At 71.2% G+C, this 19,352-nt stretch carries 15 protein-coding genes; 12 read left to right on the forward strand and 3 right to left on the reverse strand.

Annotation, left to right across the window (positions count from 1 at the left end; genetic code table 11):
- Positions 1–142: 142 nt before the first annotated feature.
- Positions 143–1,537, reverse strand: a complete 1,395-nt coding sequence (locus ACWGKU_RS29745) for an aspartate aminotransferase family protein (protein WP_401048678.1) — start codon at positions 1,535–1,537, stop codon at positions 143–145.
- Entirely contained in the window at positions 1,534–2,007 is a 474-nt protein-coding gene (locus ACWGKU_RS29750; protein ID WP_030243538.1) for an Lrp/AsnC family transcriptional regulator, read from the reverse strand. The genes ACWGKU_RS29745 and ACWGKU_RS29750 overlap by 4 nt, the downstream gene beginning before the upstream one ends.
- A gap of 268 nt (positions 2,008–2,275) precedes the next feature.
- Here ACWGKU_RS29750 and ACWGKU_RS29755 point away from each other — a divergent pair, with 268 nt between their 5' ends.
- From ACWGKU_RS29755 to ACWGKU_RS29765, 3 genes are all read left to right on the forward strand, one after another.
- Positions 2,276–3,751, forward strand: coding sequence for a gamma-aminobutyraldehyde dehydrogenase (locus tag ACWGKU_RS29755; protein ID WP_452180465.1), 1,476 nt, complete (start codon positions 2,276–2,278; stop codon positions 3,749–3,751).
- 145 nt (positions 3,752–3,896) lie between these two features.
- Positions 3,897–5,255 carry an aspartate aminotransferase family protein gene (locus ACWGKU_RS29760; protein WP_401048674.1) on the forward strand — a complete coding sequence of 453 codons (1,359 nt, stop codon included), beginning with the start codon at positions 3,897–3,899 and terminating at the stop codon, positions 5,253–5,255.
- A 67-nt stretch (positions 5,256–5,322) separates the two neighbouring features.
- Positions 5,323–6,540 carry a polyamine ABC transporter substrate-binding protein gene (locus ACWGKU_RS29765; RefSeq protein ID WP_401048672.1) on the forward strand — a complete coding sequence of 406 codons (1,218 nt, stop codon included), beginning with the start codon at positions 5,323–5,325 and terminating at the stop codon, positions 6,538–6,540.
- Between the two features lie 39 nt (positions 6,541–6,579).
- On the opposite strand, the gene ACWGKU_RS29770 is transcribed toward ACWGKU_RS29765, so the two are convergent.
- Positions 6,580–8,232, reverse strand: a complete 1,653-nt coding sequence (locus ACWGKU_RS29770) for a PucR family transcriptional regulator (RefSeq protein ID WP_387693714.1) — start codon at positions 8,230–8,232, stop codon at positions 6,580–6,582.
- Between the two features lie 252 nt (positions 8,233–8,484).
- Here ACWGKU_RS29770 and ACWGKU_RS29775 point away from each other — a divergent pair, with 252 nt between their 5' ends.
- The 9 genes from ACWGKU_RS29775 to ACWGKU_RS29815 all read left to right on the forward strand — a co-directional run bounded on the left by ACWGKU_RS29775 (position 8,485) and on the right by ACWGKU_RS29815 (position 18,887).
- The gene (locus ACWGKU_RS29775) at positions 8,485–9,996 is read left to right on the forward strand and encodes a gamma-aminobutyraldehyde dehydrogenase (RefSeq protein WP_452180466.1); all 1,512 of its coding nucleotides are present in this window, start codon (positions 8,485–8,487) and stop codon (positions 9,994–9,996) included.
- A gap of 54 nt (positions 9,997–10,050) precedes the next feature.
- Entirely contained in the window at positions 10,051–11,301 is a 1,251-nt protein-coding gene (locus tag ACWGKU_RS29780; protein ID WP_359900653.1) for a polyamine ABC transporter substrate-binding protein, read from the forward strand.
- A gap of 40 nt (positions 11,302–11,341) precedes the next feature.
- Positions 11,342–12,484 (forward strand): ABC transporter ATP-binding protein, encoded by a 1,143-nt coding sequence (locus ACWGKU_RS29785; RefSeq protein WP_452180467.1) that lies wholly within the window; start codon positions 11,342–11,344, stop codon positions 12,482–12,484.
- Positions 12,481–13,425, forward strand: coding sequence for an ABC transporter permease (locus tag ACWGKU_RS29790; protein ID WP_401049939.1), 945 nt, complete (start codon positions 12,481–12,483; stop codon positions 13,423–13,425). Before ACWGKU_RS29785 ends, ACWGKU_RS29790 begins: the two co-directional genes overlap by 4 nt.
- On the forward strand, positions 13,425–14,228 hold the full coding sequence (locus ACWGKU_RS29795; RefSeq protein ID WP_359900660.1) for an ABC transporter permease: 804 nt from the start codon (positions 13,425–13,427) through the stop codon (positions 14,226–14,228). The genes ACWGKU_RS29790 and ACWGKU_RS29795 overlap by 1 nt, the downstream gene beginning before the upstream one ends.
- Before the next feature lie 62 nt (positions 14,229–14,290).
- Positions 14,291–15,685 (forward strand): NAD(P)/FAD-dependent oxidoreductase, encoded by a 1,395-nt coding sequence (locus ACWGKU_RS29800; protein ID WP_359900663.1) that lies wholly within the window; start codon positions 14,291–14,293, stop codon positions 15,683–15,685.
- 134 nt (positions 15,686–15,819) lie between these two features.
- The gene (locus ACWGKU_RS29805; protein WP_401049942.1) at positions 15,820–16,251 is read left to right on the forward strand and encodes a bifunctional DNA primase/polymerase; all 432 of its coding nucleotides are present in this window, start codon (positions 15,820–15,822) and stop codon (positions 16,249–16,251) included.
- A gap of 115 nt (positions 16,252–16,366) precedes the next feature.
- On the forward strand, positions 16,367–17,140 hold the full coding sequence (locus tag ACWGKU_RS29810) for a hypothetical protein (RefSeq protein ID WP_452180468.1): 774 nt from the start codon (positions 16,367–16,369) through the stop codon (positions 17,138–17,140).
- Positions 17,141–17,363: 223 nt separating this feature from the next.
- Positions 17,364–18,887 (forward strand): CoA-acylating methylmalonate-semialdehyde dehydrogenase, encoded by a 1,524-nt coding sequence (locus ACWGKU_RS29815; RefSeq protein ID WP_359900672.1) that lies wholly within the window; start codon positions 17,364–17,366, stop codon positions 18,885–18,887.
- The last annotated feature ends 465 nt before the right edge of the window (positions 18,888–19,352 follow it).

Genomic DNA, 19,352 nt, shown 5'->3' on the forward strand with positions numbered 1-19,352 from the left:
AAAATCCCTCTTTTTTGTGTTTGTTTTTGGTTTTTTGGGGGTGGGGGGGGGGGTCCCCCCGGGGGGGGGGCGGGGGGGGGGGCCGGGGGGGGGGGGGGGGGCCCCCCCCCCCCGCGGTGGGTGGGGAAGAAGGCTCAGGGGATCAGATCTTCGCCCACGCGTCGGTGAGGCTGGTCCGCAGGATCTGCTCGATCTCGTCGAAGGTCGACTGGTCGGAGATCAGCGGCGGGGCCAGCTGGATGACCGGGTCGCCACGGTCGTCGGCGCGGCAGTACAGGCCGTTGTCGAAGAGGGCCTTCGACAGGAAGCCGTAGAGGACGCGCTCGATCTCTTCGTCGTTGAACGACTCCTTGGTGACCTTGTCCTTCACGAGCTCGATGCCGTAGAAGTACCCGTTGCCGCGGACGTCGCCGACGATCGGCAGGTCGCGCAGCTTGTTCAGGGTGCCCAGGAACGCGGCCTCGTTGTCGAGCACGTGCTGGTTCAGGCCCTCGCGCTCGAAGATGTCGAGGTTGGCCAGCGCCACCGCGGAGGAGACCGGGTGGCCACCGAAGGTGTAGCCGTGCAGGAAGGTGTTGTCACCCTTGTAGAACGGCTCGGCGAGGCGGTCCGAGATGATCGTGGCGCCGATCGGGGAGTAGCCCGAGGTCATGCCCTTGGCGCAGGTGATCATGTCGGGCTGGTAGCCGAACTTGTCGGCGCCGAACATGGTGCCCAGACGGCCGAAGGCGCAGATGACCTCGTCCGAGACCAGCAGCACGTCGTGGCGGTCGCAGATCTCGCGCAGGCGCTGGAAGTACCCGGGCGGCGGCGGGAAGCAGCCGCCGGCGTTCTGCACCGGCTCGACGAAGACGGCGGCGACGGTCTCGGCGCCCTCGTTGAGGATGGCCACCTCGATCTCGTCGGCGCACCAGCGGCCGTAGGCCTCGGGGTCGACCGTGCCGTCGGGGCCCTCGAGGAAGGCCGGGGCGCGGTAGATGTTGGTGTTCGGGGCCTTGTGGGTGCCCGGCACCAGCGGCTCGAACGGGGCCTTCAGGCCCGGCAGGCCGGTGATGGACAGGGCGCCCTGCGGGGTGCCGTGGTAGGCGACGGCGCGCGAGATGACCTTGTACTTGGTCGGCTTGCCGGTCAGCTTGAAGTACTGCTTGGCGAGCTTCCAGGCGGTCTCGACGGCCTCGCCGCCACCGGTGGAGAAGAAGACCTTGTTCAGGTCGCCCGGGGCGTAGTTGGCCAGGCGCTCGGCCAGCTCGACGGCCTTCGGGTGGGCGTAGCTCCACACCGGGAAGAAGGCGAGCTCCTTGGCCTGCTTGGCGGCGGCCTCGGCGAGCTCCTCACGGCCGTGGCCGGCCTGGACGACGAACAGGCCGGCGAGGCCGTCGAGGTACTTGCGTCCCTTGTCGTCCCAGACGTAGGTGCCCTCGCCCTTGACGATCGTCGGCACGGGGGAGTTCTCGTACGACGACATGCGGGTGAAGTGCATCCACAGGTGGTCGTAGGCGGTCTTGGAAAGGTCCTTCTGCGCCGGGTCGGCTGTCATCGGGTGCCCCAGGTGTAGGTCTGTTTCCGGAGCTTCAGGTAAACGAAGCTCTCGGTGCTCCGCACGCCGGGAAGGGCGCGGATGCGCTTGTTGATCAGTTCGAGCAGGTGCTCGTCGTCCTCGCAGACCAGTTCGGCCAGGAGGTCGAACGAGCCTGCGGTGCAGACGACGTAGTCGACCTCGTCGAGGGCGGCCAACGCGTCGGCGACGGGCTCGATGTCGCCCTCGACCCGGATTCCGACCATCGCCTGGCGGGTGAAGCCGACGGTGAGCGGGTCCGTGACGGCGACGATCTGCATCACGCCCTGGTCGAGCAGCTTCTGGACGCGCTGCCGCACGGCCGCCTCGGACAGGCCGACGGCCTTGCCGATGGCGGCGTACGGGCGGCGCCCGTCCTCCTGGAGTTGCTCGATGATCGCCTTGGAGGCGGCGTCGAGGGGAACGCTGGCGTTCCGGTCGCGGTTGGCCACGCGGCCACTGTGCCTGATCGTTCCCGTGTTCGCAAGCGTGGAAGCTGCTGATTTCGTCGTGATCTTGGAAAACGCATGCGGATTTCATCGCTGAAGCGAGCTCGCCCTGTCGATACCGGCAGTCGTGCGGCTACCCTGGCACGGTACGCGCGCGACCCCGAGGGCCGCTGCGCGTACCGCCACCAGTGGACCGCGCCGCTCCGGTCGCGGCCACTCGGGACCCTTCGTACGCCGGATCCGCCGACGTACCATTGCGCCGGAATCTGCAATGCCGCAGGCCCAGACCGAGGAGAGATCCGTGAGCGACCTTCGCGCGCTGCGCAACTACATCAACGGTGAGTTCGTCGACGCGGCCGACGGCCGCACGCTCGACATCGTGGACCCGACCACCGGCGAGGTGTACGCGACGTCGCCGCTGTCCGGCGCCGCGGACGTGGACGCCGCCATGGCCTCCGCCGACGCCGCGTTCCCGATCTGGCGCGACGCCACCCCCAGCACCCGCCAGAAGCTGCTGCTCAAGATCGCCGACGCGGTCGAGGCCCGCGCCGACGAGATCGTCGACACCGAGGTGCGCAACACCGGCAAGCCCCGCGCGCTGACCCTCTCCGAGGAGATCGGCCCGATGGTGGACCAGATCCGGTTCTTCGCCGGCGCCGCCCGCATGCTGGAGGGCAAGGCCGCGGGTGAGTACATGGACGGGATGACCTCGATCATCCGCCGCGAGCCGGTCGGCGTCTGCGCCCAGGTCGCGCCGTGGAACTACCCGATGATGATGGCCGTCTGGAAGTTCGCCCCGGCCATCGCCGCGGGCAACGCCGTCGTGCTGAAGCCCTCCGACACCACCCCGGCCTCCACCGTGCTGCTGGCCGAGATCATCGGCGGCGTGCTCAAGGAGCTGGAGCTGCCGGCCGGCATCTTCAACGTCATCTGCGGCGACCGCGAGACCGGCAGGCTGATGGTCGAGCACAGGACCCCGGCGATGGCCTCCATCACCGGCTCGGTGCGCGCCGGCATCTCGGTCGCCGAGTCCGCCTCCAAGGACGTCAAGCGCGTCCACCTGGAGCTGGGCGGCAAGGCCCCGGTCGTGGTCTTCGAGGACGCCGACATCGCCGAGGCCGTCGAGGGCATCTCGGTGGCGGGCTACTTCAACGCCGGCCAGGACTGTACCGCCGCCACCCGCGTGCTGGTGCACGAGTCGATCCACGACGCCTTCGTCGAGGCGCTGGCCAAGGCCGCGGCCGAGACCAAGACCGGCGGCGTGGACGACGAGGACGTGCTGTACGGCCCGCTGAACAACGCCAACCAGCTGAAGCAGGTCTCCGGCTTCATCGAGCGGCTGCCCGCCCACGCCAAGGTCGAGGCCGGTGGCCACCGGGTCGGCGACAAGGGCTACTTCTACGCCCCGACCGTCGTCTCCGGCCTGAACCAGGACGACGAGATCATCCAGAACGAGGTCTTCGGCCCGGTCATCACCGTGCAGAGGTTCACCGACGAGGACCAGGCCGTGGCGTACGCCAACGGCGTCGAGTTCGCGCTGGCCTCCTCGGTGTGGACCAAGGACCACGCCCGCGCCATGCGGATGTCGCGCCGCCTCGACTTCGGCTGCGTCTGGATCAACACCCACATCCCGCTGGTCGCCGAGATGCCGCACGGTGGCTTCAAGAAGTCCGGCTACGGCAAGGACCTGTCGGCGTACGGCTTCGAGGACTACACCCGCGTGAAGCACGTCATGACCGCGATCTGAGTGCGCTGATAAGTCAGCTGAACCGACCATGGGCCCGGGTCTTCTCGACCTGGGCCCTGTGTCTTTGCATCCTGTCGGCGGTTGGCGCGACCGGCTGACACGATGGAACTGCCCTTCGGGGACGGGCCGCCCTAGCCTTACCGGCATGAGCATTCCCACCGCTGACTCAGCCACCGGCCAGGCCGTCAAGGCGGCCGACCGCGCGCACGTCTTCCACTCGTGGTCCGCCCAGGCACTGATCGACCCCCTCGCGGTGGCCGGCGCCGAGGGCTCGTACTTCTGGGACTACGACGGCAACCGCTACCTCGACTTCTCCTCGCAGCTGGTCAACACCAACATCGGTCACCAGCACCCGAGGGTGGTCGCCGCGATCCAGGAGCAGGCGGCGAAGCTCTGCACCATCGCCCCCGGTTTCGCGGTCGAGTCGCGCAGCGAGGCCGCCCGGCTGATCGCCGAGCGCACCCCCGGTGACCTGGACAAGATCTTCTTCACCAACGGCGGCGCCGAGGCCAACGAGAACGCCATCCGGCTGGCCCGGCTGCACACCGGCCGGCAGAAGGTGCTGTCCACCTACCGCTCGTACCACGGCGCCACCGCCAACGCGATCGCCCTCACCGGCGACCCGCGGCGCTGGCCCAACGAGGGCGGCGTCTCCGGCGTGGTGCACTTCTGGGGGCCGTACCCCTACCGCTCCAACTTCCACGCCGAGAACGAGGCGCAGGAGTGCGAGCGCGCGCTGGAGCACCTGGAGCAGGTGATCGCGTTCGAGGGGCCCGGCACCGTCGCGGCGGTCATCCTGGAGACCGTGGTCGGCACCGCGGGCGTCCTGGTCCCGCCGGCGGGCTACCTGGCCGGGGTGCGGGAGATCTGCGACCGCTACGGGATCGTGTTCATCCTGGACGAGGTGATGGCCGGCTTCGGCCGCACCGGTGAGTGGTTCGCCGCCGACCACTGGGGCGTCACCCCGGACCTGCTCACCTTCGCCAAGGGCGTCAACTCGGGCTACGTGCCGCTGGGCGGCGTGGCGATCAGCGCCGAGATCGCGGCCACCTTCGCCGAGCGGGCCTTCCCCGGCGGGCTCACCTACTCCGGCCACCCGCTGGCCTGCGCCTCGGCGGTGGCGACCATCAACACGATGGCGGAGGAGGGCATCGTCGAGAACGCCAGGCACATCGGCGAGAACGTGCTCGGCCCCGGCCTGCGCGAGCTGGCGGAGCGGCACCCGTCGATCGGCGAGGTCCGCGGCCTCGGCGTGTTCTGGGCGCTCGACCTGGTGAAGGACCGGGAGACCCGCGAGCCGCTGGTGCCCTACAACGCGGCCGGCGCCGCCAACGCGCCGATGGCCGAGCTGGCCGCCGCCTGCAAGCAGCGCGGGCTCTGGCCGTTCGTCAACATGAACCGCTTCCACGTCGTCCCGCCGTGCACCGTCACCGAGGAGGAGGCCAAGACCGGCCTCGCGGTGCTGGACGAGGTGCTGTCGCTCACCGACGCGCACACTGTCTGACGTACCTACCAGGACGGCCCCGAGCACCCGTGTGCCCGGGGCCGTCCCACGCTCCGGAAGGCCGCTCATGCCCAGCAGCACCACCCCGACCCGTCGCTCCGTCGCCGACCGCCCGCAGGGGCCCGCACGCATCCGCCGACGTTCCGTGCTCGGCGGGGCCGCGCTGCTCGGCGCCGGCACCCTGACCGGCTGCGGCATCCCGTCCGCGTACGTGGCCGAGGACCGTCGCTCGGCACCGGACCGCTCGGAGAGCGACAAGCGGCTCGCCTTCTCCAACTGGACCCAGTACATCGACACCGACGACGCGGGCGGGCGTCCGACCCTGGACGCCTTCGGCGAGAAGACCGGGATCGAGGTCACCTACACCGAGGACATCAACGACAACGACGAGTTCTTCGGCAAGATCAGCCCGGTGCTCACCCAGGGCGCCGCCCCCGGCCGGGACCTGATGGTGATCAGCGACTGGATGGCCGGGCGGTACGTCTCGCTGGGCTGGGTGCAGGCGATGGACCGGGCCAACCTGCCCAACGTCACGGCCAACCTGGACCCGCAGCTCGCCGACCCGGCCTTCGACCCCGGGCGCAGGCGCAGCGTGCCCTGGCAGTCCGGGATCACCGGCATCGCCTACAACCGCAAGGCGCTCGGCCGGGAGATCAGGTCCACCGCCGACCTGTGGGCGCCCGACCTCAAGGGCCGGGTCACGCTGTTCGCCGGGCTGGACGAGGCACTCGGGCTGCTGATGCTCTCCCAGGGCGCGGACATCGCGACGTTCGGCGACGACGACGCGCGCAAGGCGATGGACCTGGTGCAGAAGGTGGTCGACAGCGGCCACGTCCGGCGCTTCACCGGCAACGACTACACCAGCGACCTCGCCTCCGGTGCGGCGCTCGCCTGCCAGGCCTACTCGGGCGACGCCGTCCAGCTGACCGCCGAGAACCCGGACATCGAGTTCGTGGTGCCGGAGGAGGGCGGCGAGCTGTGGGCGGAGAGCCTGATGATCCCCAACCGGGCCGCCCACAAGCGCAACGCCGAGCTGCTGATCGACTACTACTACCAGCCCGAGGTGGCGGCCGAACTCGCCGCGTTCGTCCAGTACATCTGCCCGGTGCCGGCCGCCCGCGAGGTGCTGGCGGCCAGTGGCGACAAGGAGAAGGCCGAACTCGCCGAGAACCCGCTGGTGTTCCCGACCGAGGAGATGCGGGCCCGGCTGCACACCATGCGCGACGTCAGCTCGGCCGAGCGGCCCGAGCTGCACAAGGTCTGGGGACGCATCACCGGGGTGTGACGCGCGGGGCCCGGCGCCGCCCCGGGGCGCGCGCCCCGCTCAGCGCCGGACGGCGTCCAGCGCGAGCAGCGCCACGTGCAGGGAGAGGCAGGACTCCACCTGGTCGAGGTCGACGCCGAGGATCCGCTCGACCTTGTGCAGCCGGTCGTAGAAGGACGGCCGGGACAGGTGCGCCGCGTCCGCCGCGGCCGACTTGTTGCGGCCCTGCTCCAGGTAGATCCGCAGCATCTGCACCAACTGGCCGTTGTGCTCGGCGTCGTGGGCCAGCAGCGGGCCCAGCTCCCGCTCCACGTACGTCTGCAGCCGGGCGTCGTCGCGCAGCAGGTGGAGCAGGCCGCGCAGCCGGACGTCCGGCAGCCGGTAGTAGGAGGAGCTGCGGCCGCCGGGCGCGTCGTGCAGGGCGGCGTCGGCGACCTGGGTGGCCTCCAGCAGGGTGCGCCGGGCGTCGCGCACCGAGCCGACCGAGGAGCCGACGGCGACCACCGGGCCCGCCGGGTCGCCGCCGTCCCGTCCGGCCTCGGCGGACATCCGGCGCAGCGCGGCCGACAGGGCGTCCAGCGCGGCGTGCTCGTCCTGCTGGGTGCCGAGCGCGACCAGCAGGCCGACGGCCTCGTCGTCCAGCGCGCCGACCAGGGCGGTCAGCCGGCAGGCCCGGACCGCGCCGGCGGCCAGCTCGGTGAAGTCGCGCAGCCGGGCCTGGGCCTCCAGCGCGGCCGGGATCGGTCCGCGCCGCTGCCGCAGCACCACGCCGACCAGCCGGCGGCCCTCCAGCGGAACGCCGAGGGCCTGGGCGCGCAGCGCCGCCTCGGAGACGGTCAGGGCGTGGGTGAGGATGCCGGACAGCAGGGTGCGGTGGGTCTGCCGCTCCAGGCTCTCCCGGTCGCGCACCACCAGCCGGTTGAGGGCCAGCGCGGAGGCGCCGCGCTCCAGCAGCATGGCGTGGGGGTGGGCCTCGCCCTCGGGCAGCGGGCCGGGCTCCTGCACCAGCACCAGCCGGCCCCAGTCCTGGCCGCGGGCGCCGACGGCGGTGACCAGCCAGCCGCTGCGCGGGTCGTGGCCGGTGCGCCCGGCGGGGCGGACCCCGCGCGAGCGGCGCTCCCAGTCCTCCAGCACCTCGGCCTCCGGGCGCCCGGCGGTGTCGTGGGCGAGCACCTGGTGGGCCAGGTTCTCCAGGACGACCGGGGCGCCGGCCATCCGGGCCACCTGGCGGATCACCTCGGGCGCTTCGGCGCCCTCCACCACGAGCTCGTTGAAGACCTGGTGGACGGACTCGGAGATCCTCAGCTGCTCCAGCTGGGCGTTGACCACCAGGGCGTGCACGGCCTCGGTGACGGCGACGAAGCGCAGCTCGCGGCGGAGCGTGATCAGCGGCAGGCCGCGCTGTTCGGCGGCGTTGACCAGGGCGCGGGGGAGCGAGTCGAAGTAGCGCCGCCCGAACTCGACGACCAGGCCGGCCACCCCGACCTCGTCCAGTTCGCGCACGTAGCGGGCCAGGCCCTCGCGGTCCTCGGGCAGGGCGATGCCGGTGGTCAGCACCAGCTCGCCGCCGCGGAGCATCCCGGCGACGTCGGGCAGCTCGCTGACGTGGACCCAGCGGACCGGCCGCTCCAGGTGGTCGGCGCCGGCCACCACCTGGGGCAGGCCGCGCCGCATCACGTCCAGGTCGAGGACTCGGGCGACGGTGGGGAGCATCGCGGGCCTCCGGGGCCGGTGGGGGCCGGAGCGGGGGCTCCGGGTGATCAGAGTGTCAGGTAAATCATCCATCCCCCCGACGAGGTGTTGCCCTGCCCGCACCCTTGCACCCTGTAAGGCCCTTCGCGCCGAGGTTGTCGAAGTGACCCTTGTCACCCCAACCCCGCAGCAGGCAAGGTCAGCGGGACCGCAGACCCCCACCGCGGACGCGTGACCCCGCAGCGGTCGAACCACGGCACTTGGAGGAACCAGATGGACCTGACCGACTTCGGCCCGGGCGCGCAGTACATCGCGGGCCGCCTGACCCGGGGGAGCGGAGACCCCTTCCAGGTCGTCAACCCCGCCGACGGCAGCGTGGTCGAGCAGGTCGCGCTGGCCACCGCCGAGGACGTGGACACCGCCGTCGCCGCCGCCAGGGCCGCCCTGCCCGGCTGGTCCTCGGCCACCCCGGGCGCGCGCTCCGAGGCGCTCACCCGGCTGGCCGCCGTCCTGGCCGGGGCGGCCGACGACCTGGCCCGGGTGGAGACCGCGCAGACCGGCAAGCCGGTCAAGCTGGCCACCGAGTTCGACGTGCCCGGCACCGTCGACAACGCCGCCTTCTTCGCCGGCGCCGCCCGCAACCTGGAGGGCAAGGCGGCCGGCGAGTACTCCGGCGACCACACCTCCTACGTGCGGCGCGAGGCGGTCGGCGTGGTCGGCTCGATCTCGCCGTGGAACTACCCGCTGCAGATGGCCGCGTGGAAGATCCTCCCGGCGATCGCCGCGGGCAACACCATCGTGCTCAAGCCGGCCGAGCTGACCCCGCTGACCTCGCTGATGTTCGCCCGGGCCTGCACCGAGGCGGGCATCCCGGACGGCGTGGTCAACGTGGTCACCGGCGCCGGGCGCACCGCGGGCGAGCACCTGGTCGGGCACCCGGACGTCGCGATGGTCTCCTTCACCGGCTCCACCGGCGTCGGCAGGCGGGTCGCCGAGATCGCCACCGCGAGCGTCAAGCGCACCCACCTGGAGCTCGGCGGCAAGGCCCCGTTCGTGGTCTTCGACGACGCGGACCTGGACGCCGCGGTGCACGGAGCGGTCGCGGCCTCGCTGATCAACGCCGGCCAGGACTGCACGGCGGCCACCCGCGCCTACGTCCAGCGCCCGCTGTACGACGCCTTCACGGCCGGGGTGGCCGAGCTGTTCGCGGCGATCCGGATCGGTGACCCGCTGAACCCGCGCACCGACCTCGGCCCGCTGGTCTCGTACGCCCACCGGGACCGGGTGGCCGGCTTCGTGGAGCGCGCCCGCTCGTACGCCACCGTGGTCACCGGCGGCCGGGTCCCGGAGCGGGGCCACGACGGCTACGACCTCACCCGGGGCGCGTACTACCCGCCCACCCTGATCACCGGCGCGGCCCAGGACAGCGAGGTCGTGCAGGGCGAGGTCTTCGGCCCGGTGCTGGTCGTGCTGCCCTTCGACGGCGACGACGAGGGCCTGCGGCTGGCCAACGACACCCCGTACGGGCTGGCCGCCTCCGCCTGGACGAGCAACGTGCACCGCTCGCTGCGCGCCACCCGGGAGATCGCGGCCGGCTGCGTCTGGGTCAACGACCACATCCCGATCATCAGCGAGATGCCGCACGGCGGCTACAAGGCGTCCGGCTACGGCAAGGACATGTCCCAGTACTCGCTGGACGAGTACACCCAGGTGAAGCACGTCATGTTCGACACCACCGCGGTGGCCCGCAAGGACTGGCACCGCACCGTCTTCGGAGACAGATAACCCCCGGCCCAAGCGGGTGCCCCCACACCCCATCTCCCCCAGGAGGCCCGTTCCATGGCGTTCAACGAGCTCACCGACGGTCTGCCCGAACCGGTCCGCAGGGCCTGGGAACGCAGTCTGACCAGCGGCCGGGCCGCGCTCGGCCGCCGCACCCTGCTGCGCGCCGCCGCGCTGACCGCCGGGGCGGGCACCCTGGCGGCCTGCGGCATCCCGGCGGCCCCCCGGGCGACCGGCGACTCGACCGCGAACGCCGCCGAGGACCTCTCGGGGACGCAGAAGGAGGTCGCCTTCTCCAACTGGCCGCTGTACGTGGACACGGACGAGAAGGACAAGGAGAAGCACGGCACCCTGGACGCCTTCACCGAGGCCACCGGGATCAAGGTCAAGTACAACGAGGACGTCAACGACAACGTCGAGTTCTTCGGCAAGGTCAAGCCGCAGCTCGCCTCGGGCCAGGACACCGGCCGCGACCTGATGGTGCTCACCGACTGGATGGCGGCCCGGCTGATCCGGCTCGGCTGGGCGCAGAAGCTCAACCCGGCGAACGTCACCACCGCGATCACCAACATCGAGGCGCGCTTCCGCGCCCCCGACTGGGACCCGGGGCGGCTCTACTCCTACCCGTGGGCCGGCATCCAGACCGTCGTCGCGTACAACCGGAAGGCGACCAGGGGCAAGGAGGTCACCAGCGTCTCCCAGCTGCTGGACGACCCCGACCTCAAGGGCCGGGTGACCTTCCTGTCCGAGATGCGCGACAGCATCGGGATGGTCCTGCTGGACCAGGGCAAGGACACCGCGAGGTTCACCGCCGACGACTACGACGGCGCGGTCGCCCGGCTGCAGAAGGCCGTCGACAGCAAGCAGATCCGCCGCTTCACCGGCAACGACTACGGCCAGGAGCTCTCCGCCGGCGACATCGCGGCCTGCATCGCCTGGGGCGGCGACCTGATCCAACTGCAGGCCGACAACCCGGACATCGGGTTCGTCATCCCGGAGAAGGGCTACATCGCCTCGACCGACAACATGCTGGTTCCGGCCAAGGCCCGGCACAAGGCGAACGCGGAGAAGCTGATCGACTTCTACTATCAGCCGAAGATCGCGGCGCAGCTGGTCGCGGGCATCGGCTTCGTCTCCGCCGTCACCGGGATGAAGGACGAGCTCGCCGGCATCGCCCCGGACACCGCGGCCAACCCGCTGGTCGTACCCACCCCCGAGATGGCGGTCAAGGCGCACGTGTTCCGCACGCTCTCCGAGAGCGAGGAGAGCGACTTCGAGCAGAAGTTCTCGAAGCTCATCGGCGCCTGACCCCACCTCCCGGCAGAGAATCCCAGGAAGACACCACCCCATGACAGACCAGCAGCGCGACGCGGCCGTCGGCGGCGACGTCCGGCTCACCGGAATCGGCAAGACCTACGGCTCCTTCACCGCCGTCCACCCGCTCGACCTGACCGTCCCCCAGGGCTCCTTCTTCGCCCTGCTCGGCGCCTCCGGCTGCGGCAAGACCACCACCCTGCGCATGATCGCCGGCCTGGAGGAGCCCACCAGCGGCACCGTCCTGATCGGCGGCCAGGACGTCACCGCCCTGCCCCCGTACAAGCGGCCGGTGAACACCGTCTTCCAGAGCTACGCGCTCTTCCCGCACCTGGACATCTTCGAGAACGTCGCCTTCGGCCTGCGCCGGCGCGGCAGGAAGGACGTCAGGAAGCAGGTCGACGAGATGCTGGAGCTGGTCGAGCTCGGCCAGTACGCCCGGCGCAAGCCGCACCAGCTCTCCGGCGGCCAGCAACAGCGCGTCGCGGTCGCCCGCGCGCTGATCAACCACCCGCAGGTGCTGCTCCTGGACGAGCCGCTCGGCGCGCTCGACCTCAAGCTCCGCCGCCAGATGCAGCTGGAGCTCAAGCGGATCCAGACCGAGGTCGGCATCACCTTCGTGCACGTCACCCACGACCAGGAGGAGGCCATGACCATGGCCGACACCATCGCGGTGATGAACGGCGGCCGGGTCGAGCAGCTGGGCGCCCCCGCCGAGCTGTACGAGAACCCCGCCACCACCTTCGTGGCCAACTTCCTCGGCCAGTCCAACCTGCTGCCCGCCGAGGTCACCGGCACCGAGGGCGGTGACCTGCTGCTCAGCGCGGCCGGCGCCCGCCTCGCCGTGCCGAAGGCGCGCTGCACCGCCGACGCCAAGCGCGTCCACCTGGGCGTGCGCCCGGAGAAGATCACCATCACCCACGCCTCCGAGCAGGTCGCCGACGGCCGCAACCGGCTGACCGGCACGGTGCTCGACTCCAGCTTCATCGGCGTCTCCACCCAGTACGTGGTGCGCACCGACGGCGGCCAGGAGGTCACCGTCTTCGAGCAGAACATGGAGCGCGACGCCCGCATCGTCCCCGGCGCCACCGTCCAGCTGCACTGGAACCCGGCGCACTCCTTCGCCCTGGACGCCGCACAGGCGATCGACGCGGGCACCGGGGAGGAGGCCGCATGACCGCCACCACCCCGGCCGCGCCGTCCCGGGCGATACCCCCCGACGGCGACTCCCCGCAACCGGCGGAGCGCAGGCCGAAGCGCAAGCTCACCCCGTACTGGCTGCTGCTGCCCGGCATCGCCTGGCTGGTGATCTTCTTCGCCGTCCCGATGCTCTACCAGGGGTCGACCTCGCTGCAGACCGGCTCGCTCGAAGAGGGCTTCAAGGTCACCTGGCACTTCTCGACCTACTGGGACGCCCTGGTCGAGTACAAGTGGCACTTCCTGCGCTCGTTCTCCTACGCCGCCGTCGCCACCGTGCTCTGCCTGGCCGTCGGCTACCCGCTCGCGTACACGATCGCCTTCAAGGCGAGCAAGCGCTGGCGCAACGTCATCCTGATCCTGGTCATCGCGCCGTTCTTCACCAGCTTCCTGATCCGCACGCTGGCCTGGAAGACCATCCTGTCCGACGGCGGCCCGGTGGTCGGCGCGCTGAACGCGCTGCACGTCCTGGACGTCACCAACCTGCTCGGCCTCACCGACGGCGACCGGGTGCTGGCCACGCCGCTCGCGGTGGTCTGCGGCCTGACCTACAACTTCCTGCCGTTCATGATCCTGCCGCTGTACACCTCGCTGGAGCGGATCGACCCGCGCCTGCACGAGGCGGCCGGCGACCTCTACGCCCGGCCGTTCACCACCTTCCGCAAGGTCACCTTCCCGATCTCGCTGCCGGGCGTGGTCGCGGGCACCCTGCTGACCTTCATCCCGGCCTCCGGCGACTACATCAACGCCCAGCTGCTGGGCTCGCCGAGCGAGCAGATGGTCGGCAACGGCATCCAGAAGCAGTTCCTGAACGTGCTCGACTACCCCACGGCCGCCGCGCTGAGCTTCATCCTGATGGCCCTGATCCTGGGCATGGTGACGGTCTACATGCGCAAGGCCGGGACGGAGGATCTGGTCTGATGTCCCGGATATTCACGTGGATCCGCGCCCGCCTGGTGGTGCTGGCCGGCCTGCTGGCCCTCGCCTACCTGGTGCTGCCCAACCTGGTCGTGCTCGCCTTCTCGTTCAACAAGCCGGTGGGCAAGTTCAACTACGAGTGGAACGAGTTCTCCACCGACGCCTGGACCAACCCCTGCGGCGTGGCCGACATGTGCCAGTCGCTCTCGCTCAGCCTGCAGATCGCGGTGCTCGCCACCATCGGCGCCACCGTGCTCGGCACCATGGTCGCCTTCGCACTGGCCCGCTACCGCTTCCGCGGACGCTCGGCCACCACCGCGATGATCTTCCTGCCGATGGCCATGCCCGAGGTGGTCATGGCCGCTTCGCTCGGGACGCTCTTCCTCAACATGCGCATCCCGTTCGGCTTCACCACCATCCTCATCGCGCACATCATGTTCTGCCTCAGCTTCGTGGTGACGGCGGTCAAGGCGCGCGTGATGAGCATGGACCCGAGGCTCGAACAGGCCGCCCAGGACCTCTACGCGACCCCCACCCAGACCTTCCTGAGGGTCACCCTGCCGCTGGCGGCGCCCGGCATCGCGGCGGGCGCGCTGCTCAGCTTCGCGCTCTCCTTCGACGACTTCATCATCACCCAGTTCAACTCGGGGCCGACCACGGTCACCTTCCCGATGTTCGTCTGGGGCGCCTCGCAGCGCGGCATCCCGGTGCAGGTGAACGTCATCGGCACCGCGATGTTCCTCGCCGCCGTGGTGCTGACCGTCGTCGGCCAGTGGCTGGGCAACCGCCGGAAGGCCACCGCCTGACGTACGGTCGGCAGCGGTGGCACGTCATACGTCATCTATTCGTAGAAAGTGGCTGATAATGCATGGATTCCGCCCGCGCACTCAGTGACGCCAGGCCCACCCCCTTCTGGCTGGAGGATCCCGGCCGGCCGGCGGCGCTGCCCGCCCTGGTCGGCGACACCACCTGCGACCTGCTGGTCGTCGGCGGCGGCTACTCCGGCCTGTGGACCGCCCTCATCGCCAAGGAACGCGACCCCTCGCTGGACGTCGTGCTGGTCGAGGGCAACGAGGTCGGGTGGGCCGCGTCCGGGCGCAACGGCGGATTCTGCGCGGCCAGCCTCACCCACGGCTTCGGCAACGGCCTGGACCGCTGGCCGTCCGAACTGGCCCAACTGGAACGCCTCGGTGCCGCCAACCTCGACGGCATCGAGGCCACCCTCAAGCGCTACGGCATCGACGCCGAGTGGGAGCGCACCGGCGAGATCGACGTCGCCACCCAGCCCCACCAGGTCGAGGAGCTCCACGAGATCGCCGAGGCGGTCGCCCGGTACGGCTTCGACATCACCGTCCTGGACGCCGACCAGCTGCGCGCCGAGGTGAACTCGCCGACCTTCCTCGGCGGCCTCTGGGACAAGGAGGGCGTGGCGATGGTCCACCCCGCCAAGCTCGCCTGGGGCCTCAAGGACGCCTGCCTGGGCCAGGGCGTGCGGATCTTCGAGCACACCCGGGCCACCGACCTGCGGGAGCACGGCAGCGGCATGGCCGTCCGCACCCCGTACGGCCGGGTCTTCGCCCGCAAGGTCGCCCTCGGCACCAACGTCTTCCCGTCGCTGCTCAAGCGGGTCCGCCCCTACATCGTCCCGGTGTACGACTACGCCCTGATGACCGAGCCGCTCGACGACGAGCAGCTCGCCTCGATCGGCTGGCGCGGGCGGCAGGGCCTCGGCGACAGCGCCAACAAGTTCCACTACTTCCGGCTCTCCGCCGACAACCGGATCCTCTGGGGCGGCTACGACGCGGTCTACCACTTCGGCGGCCACGTCCGGCACGAGTACGACCAGCGGCCGGAGACCTTCCGCACCCTGGCCAACCACTTCTTCCGCTGCTTCCCGCAGCTGGAGGGCCTGCGCTTCACCAACGCCTGGGGCGGCGCCATCGACACCTGCAGCCGGTTCTCGGCGTTCTTCGACACCGGGTACCGCGGCAAGGTCGCCTACGCGGTCGGCTACACCGGGCTCGGCGTCGGCGCGACCCGCTTCGGCGCCGAGGTGATGCTCGACCTGCTCGCCGGCGAGCGCACCGAGCGCACCTCCCTGGACATGGTGCGCAGCAAGCCGCTGCCGTTCCCGCCCGAGCCGGTGCGCTGGGCCGGGATCGAACTCACCACCCGGTCGCTGGAGCGGGCGGACCGCACCGGCGGCCACCGCAACCTCTGGCTGCGCACCCTCGACCGGCTGGGGCTCGGCTTCGACAGCTGAACCACGACCGCCGCCAACCGGGCACCCCATAGTCGTGTAATCGGGACCCGCCGTCCGCCTCTCCTTGGTGACGGCGGGTCCCGTTCCTCCCGCCGTCTCCGAACAGTACGAACGGCAAGAAGCGGGGACACGACATGGAGACCACCGGACTGCACTGGCTCGCCCAGGCGGCACCGGACCCGGAGTCCTTCCGGGAGCAGTGGGAGCGCACCGGGCCGGGCCTGGTGCTGCTGCCGGCCGGCCGACGCTGGGACGTCCTCTCCGTCCCCGGGCGGCTCGGGCACCCGGCCCTGGAGATCACGGACCCGCGCACCCGCGGCCCGGTCCTCACCGACTTCGGGGGCGAGCAGGTCAGCTTCCTGGTGCCCGTCGGCACGGCGGCCCGCTGGATCGGCACCGGTGTGCGCGGTGCGGGGGAGGGCGCCTGGATCGTCGTGCCGCCCCCCGGGCGCAGCAGCCGGGGCGTGCGCTGGCTGGTCCCGCCGGACGGCTCCGGGCGGCTCAACGACCCGATGCTGCTGGAGCTCGCCCTGCACGAGGCGGCGGCGACGCTCAGCGGCTGGTGAGCCTCCGGGGGCCCGGCTGTGGTGGCGCACCCGGAGGAGCCCCGGCGCCCCGGGGCGCGCGGGGGCGCCCGGCGGTGGTGGCGCGCCGGGACGGCGGTCGCGTCAGACTGGAGGCGTGACCACCGTCCCGCACGCCGTCGACGCGTCCCTCCGCCCGGGCCCCGCCCAGCTGCGCCTGGCCGCCGCGGCCGCACCAGTCTGCGACCGGTACGGCCTCGCGCTGGCCGGCGGGCACGCGCTGCGCGCCCACGGCGTCGCGGCCTGCCCGCAGGACGGGCTGACCCTGGCCACCGGCGGCGCCGACCTGCCGGAGGTGGCCGCCGCGCTGCACGAGGCGTACCGGGCGGCGGGCGGGGAGGCCGTCGAGCGGCCGGGCACGCCGCGGCTGGAGCAGCTCACCGTCCGGCTGGCGCTCGGCGGGCGGTCGCACTCGGTGGAACTGCGCAAGGAGCCGCTGGGCCACCGCCCGGTCCGCCTCGACCTCGGTGCGCCCGGGCCGGACGAGCCGCCGGTGGTGCTGCCGGTCGTCGCCCTGGAGGATGCGGCCGCGCTGAGCACCGCGCTCCTCGTGGACCGGGGCATGCCGCGCGACCTGATCGACGTCCACGCCCTCACCCGCTGCTACCGCGAGGGCGAACTGATCGCACTGGCAGGGGAGTTGGACCCGGACTTCCAGCCCACGGCACTGGCCGACCGACTGGAGACGCTCGCCGACGCGGCGGACGGGCGGTTCCGCGCCCGGGGCGTTCCGGCCGGGGAGGTCGACGGGCGGAAGCGTTGGGCGCTCGCCTGGGCCCAGGACCTGCGGCTGGACCTGCTGGAGACCCGCGAAGCGGCGGACGGCCTGCACGACCCGTACCTGGAGGAGCCGGAGGACGGGGAGGCCTGAGGCCCCGGCCCGGTGGAGCCGCCCGTTCGGCCGAGCGACCGGACGACCTGTAAGGCTGAATCCACGATCCCCGTCAGCCTGTTCGTTGAGCAGGACCGAAACGGCCACCAGACTGGAAGACGAACGCGGTAGCCCCGTGATTTCCCGGCGCCCGGCCCATGCGGGCGGCGCCAGACCGGACCGGTGGCAGGACGCCGCCCGGGACTTCGGAGGCAGACGGACCTTGAGCAAGCACATCATTCACTGGATCAGCGGCAAGCCGGTCGCCACCGCCGGTGCGGCCCCCCGTCGGGGTGAGATCTTCGACCCGGCCACCGGCCAGGTCGCCGGCCAGGTCGACTTCGCCGGGATCGCCGAGGTCGACCAGGCGGTGGCCGCCGCCGCCGCGGCCTTCACCGAGTGGCGCAACGCCTCGATCGCGAAGCGGACGACGGTGCTCTTCGCCTTCCGCGAGCTGCTGAACGCCCGCCGCGACGAGCTGGCCTCGATCATCGTGGCGGAGCACGGCAAGGTGCACTCCGACGCGCTGGGCGAGATCGCCCGCGGCCTGGAGGTCGTGGAGTACGCCTGCGGCATCCCGCAGCTGATCAAGGGCGGCTTCACCGAGCAGGCCTCGACCGGTGTCGACGTCTACTCGATCCGCCAGCCGCTCGGCCCGGTCGCGATCATCTCGCCGTTCAACTTCCCGGCCATGGTGCCGATGTGGTTCTTCCCGATCGCCATCGCGGCCGGCAACACCGTCGTGGTGAAGCCCTCGGAGAAGGACCCGTCCGCCGCCAACTTCCTCGCCGAGCTGTGGAAGGAGGCCGGCCTGCCGGACGGCGTCTTCAACGTCGTGCACGGCGACAAGGTGGCCGTCGACCGCCTGCTGGAGCACCCGGACGTCAAGTCCGTCAGCTTCGTCGGCTCCACCCCGATCGCCCGCTACGTCTACGAGACCGGCACCCGCTACGGCAAGCGCGTGCAGGCCCTGGGCGGCGCCAAGAACCACATGCTGGTCCTGCCGGACGCCGACCTCGACCTCGCCGCCGACGCCGCCGTCAACGCCGGCTTCGGCGCGGCCGGCGAGCGCTGCATGGCGGTGTCCGTGCTGGTCGCGGTCGACCCGATCGGCGACGAGCTGGTCGAGAAGATCAAGCAGCGGATCGCCACCCTGAAGGTCGGCCCGGGCTGCAACGGCGACTCCGAGATGGGCCCGCTGGTCACCGGCCAGCACCGGGACAAGGTCACCTCCTACGTGGAGTCCGGTGTCGCCGACGGCGCCGAGCTCGCCGTGGACGGCCGCAAGCACCCGGTCACCGCCGAGGACCGCAACGGCTCCCCGACGGCCGACGGCTTCTGGCTCGGCCCCACGCTGTTCGACCACGTGAAGCCCGGCATGTCCGTCTACAACGACGAGATCTTCGGCCCGGTCCTCTCGGTCGTGCGCGTCGACTCGTACGAGGAGGGGCTGGCGCTGATCAACGCCAACCCGTACGGCAACGGCACCGCCCTCTTCACCAACGACGGCGGCGCGGCCCGGCGCTTCCAGTTCGAGGTGGAGGTCGGCATGGTCGGCATCAACGTGCCGATCCCGGTGCCGGTCGCCTACTACTCCTTCGGCGGTTGGAAGGCCTCGCTGTTCGGCGACACCCACGCGTACGGCCCGGACGGCGTGCAGTTCTTCACCCGGGGCAAGGCCGTGACCCAGCGCTGGCTGGACCCGTCGCACGGCGGCATCAACCTGGGCTTCCCCACCAACAGCTGAGCCGCCCGCTCCAACAGCTGAGCCGCACAGCTCCGCCGGCCGGACCCCTCCCCCGGGGTCCGGCCAGCGGTCTTTGCACGACGTTTGCATCCCGCCGCCGAAGCGCGTACAGTTCTTCGAGCTGCCTGGCTGGGAGCACCGGACACGCGTCTGCGCGGACGGTCCCGGGGCAGCCAATCCTTTGAAACACCACTTCTCGGTTCGTGCCGGTCGTTTTCGCTTTCGCGTCTCGACCTGGTGCTTATTCGGCGTGCGCGTTTTATCGGATTGCAGTCGGATTCGCTTTTCGGAGCAGGGATCGGCTAGAGTTTGAAACGTCGGACAGGGCGTCAAGCCCCGGAAGACACCGGCGAGTTGGATGAACGAAGCTCCGGAAACGGAGCGGAAAACATCTGATAAGCTGGAAACACGAAAGAACGAAGCCCGGAGGGTCCGCTGGAAGGCGGTCCGAAGGAAGCGTCCGTT

The sequence above is a fragment of the Kitasatospora sp. NPDC054768 genome (genome assembly GCF_053612025.1).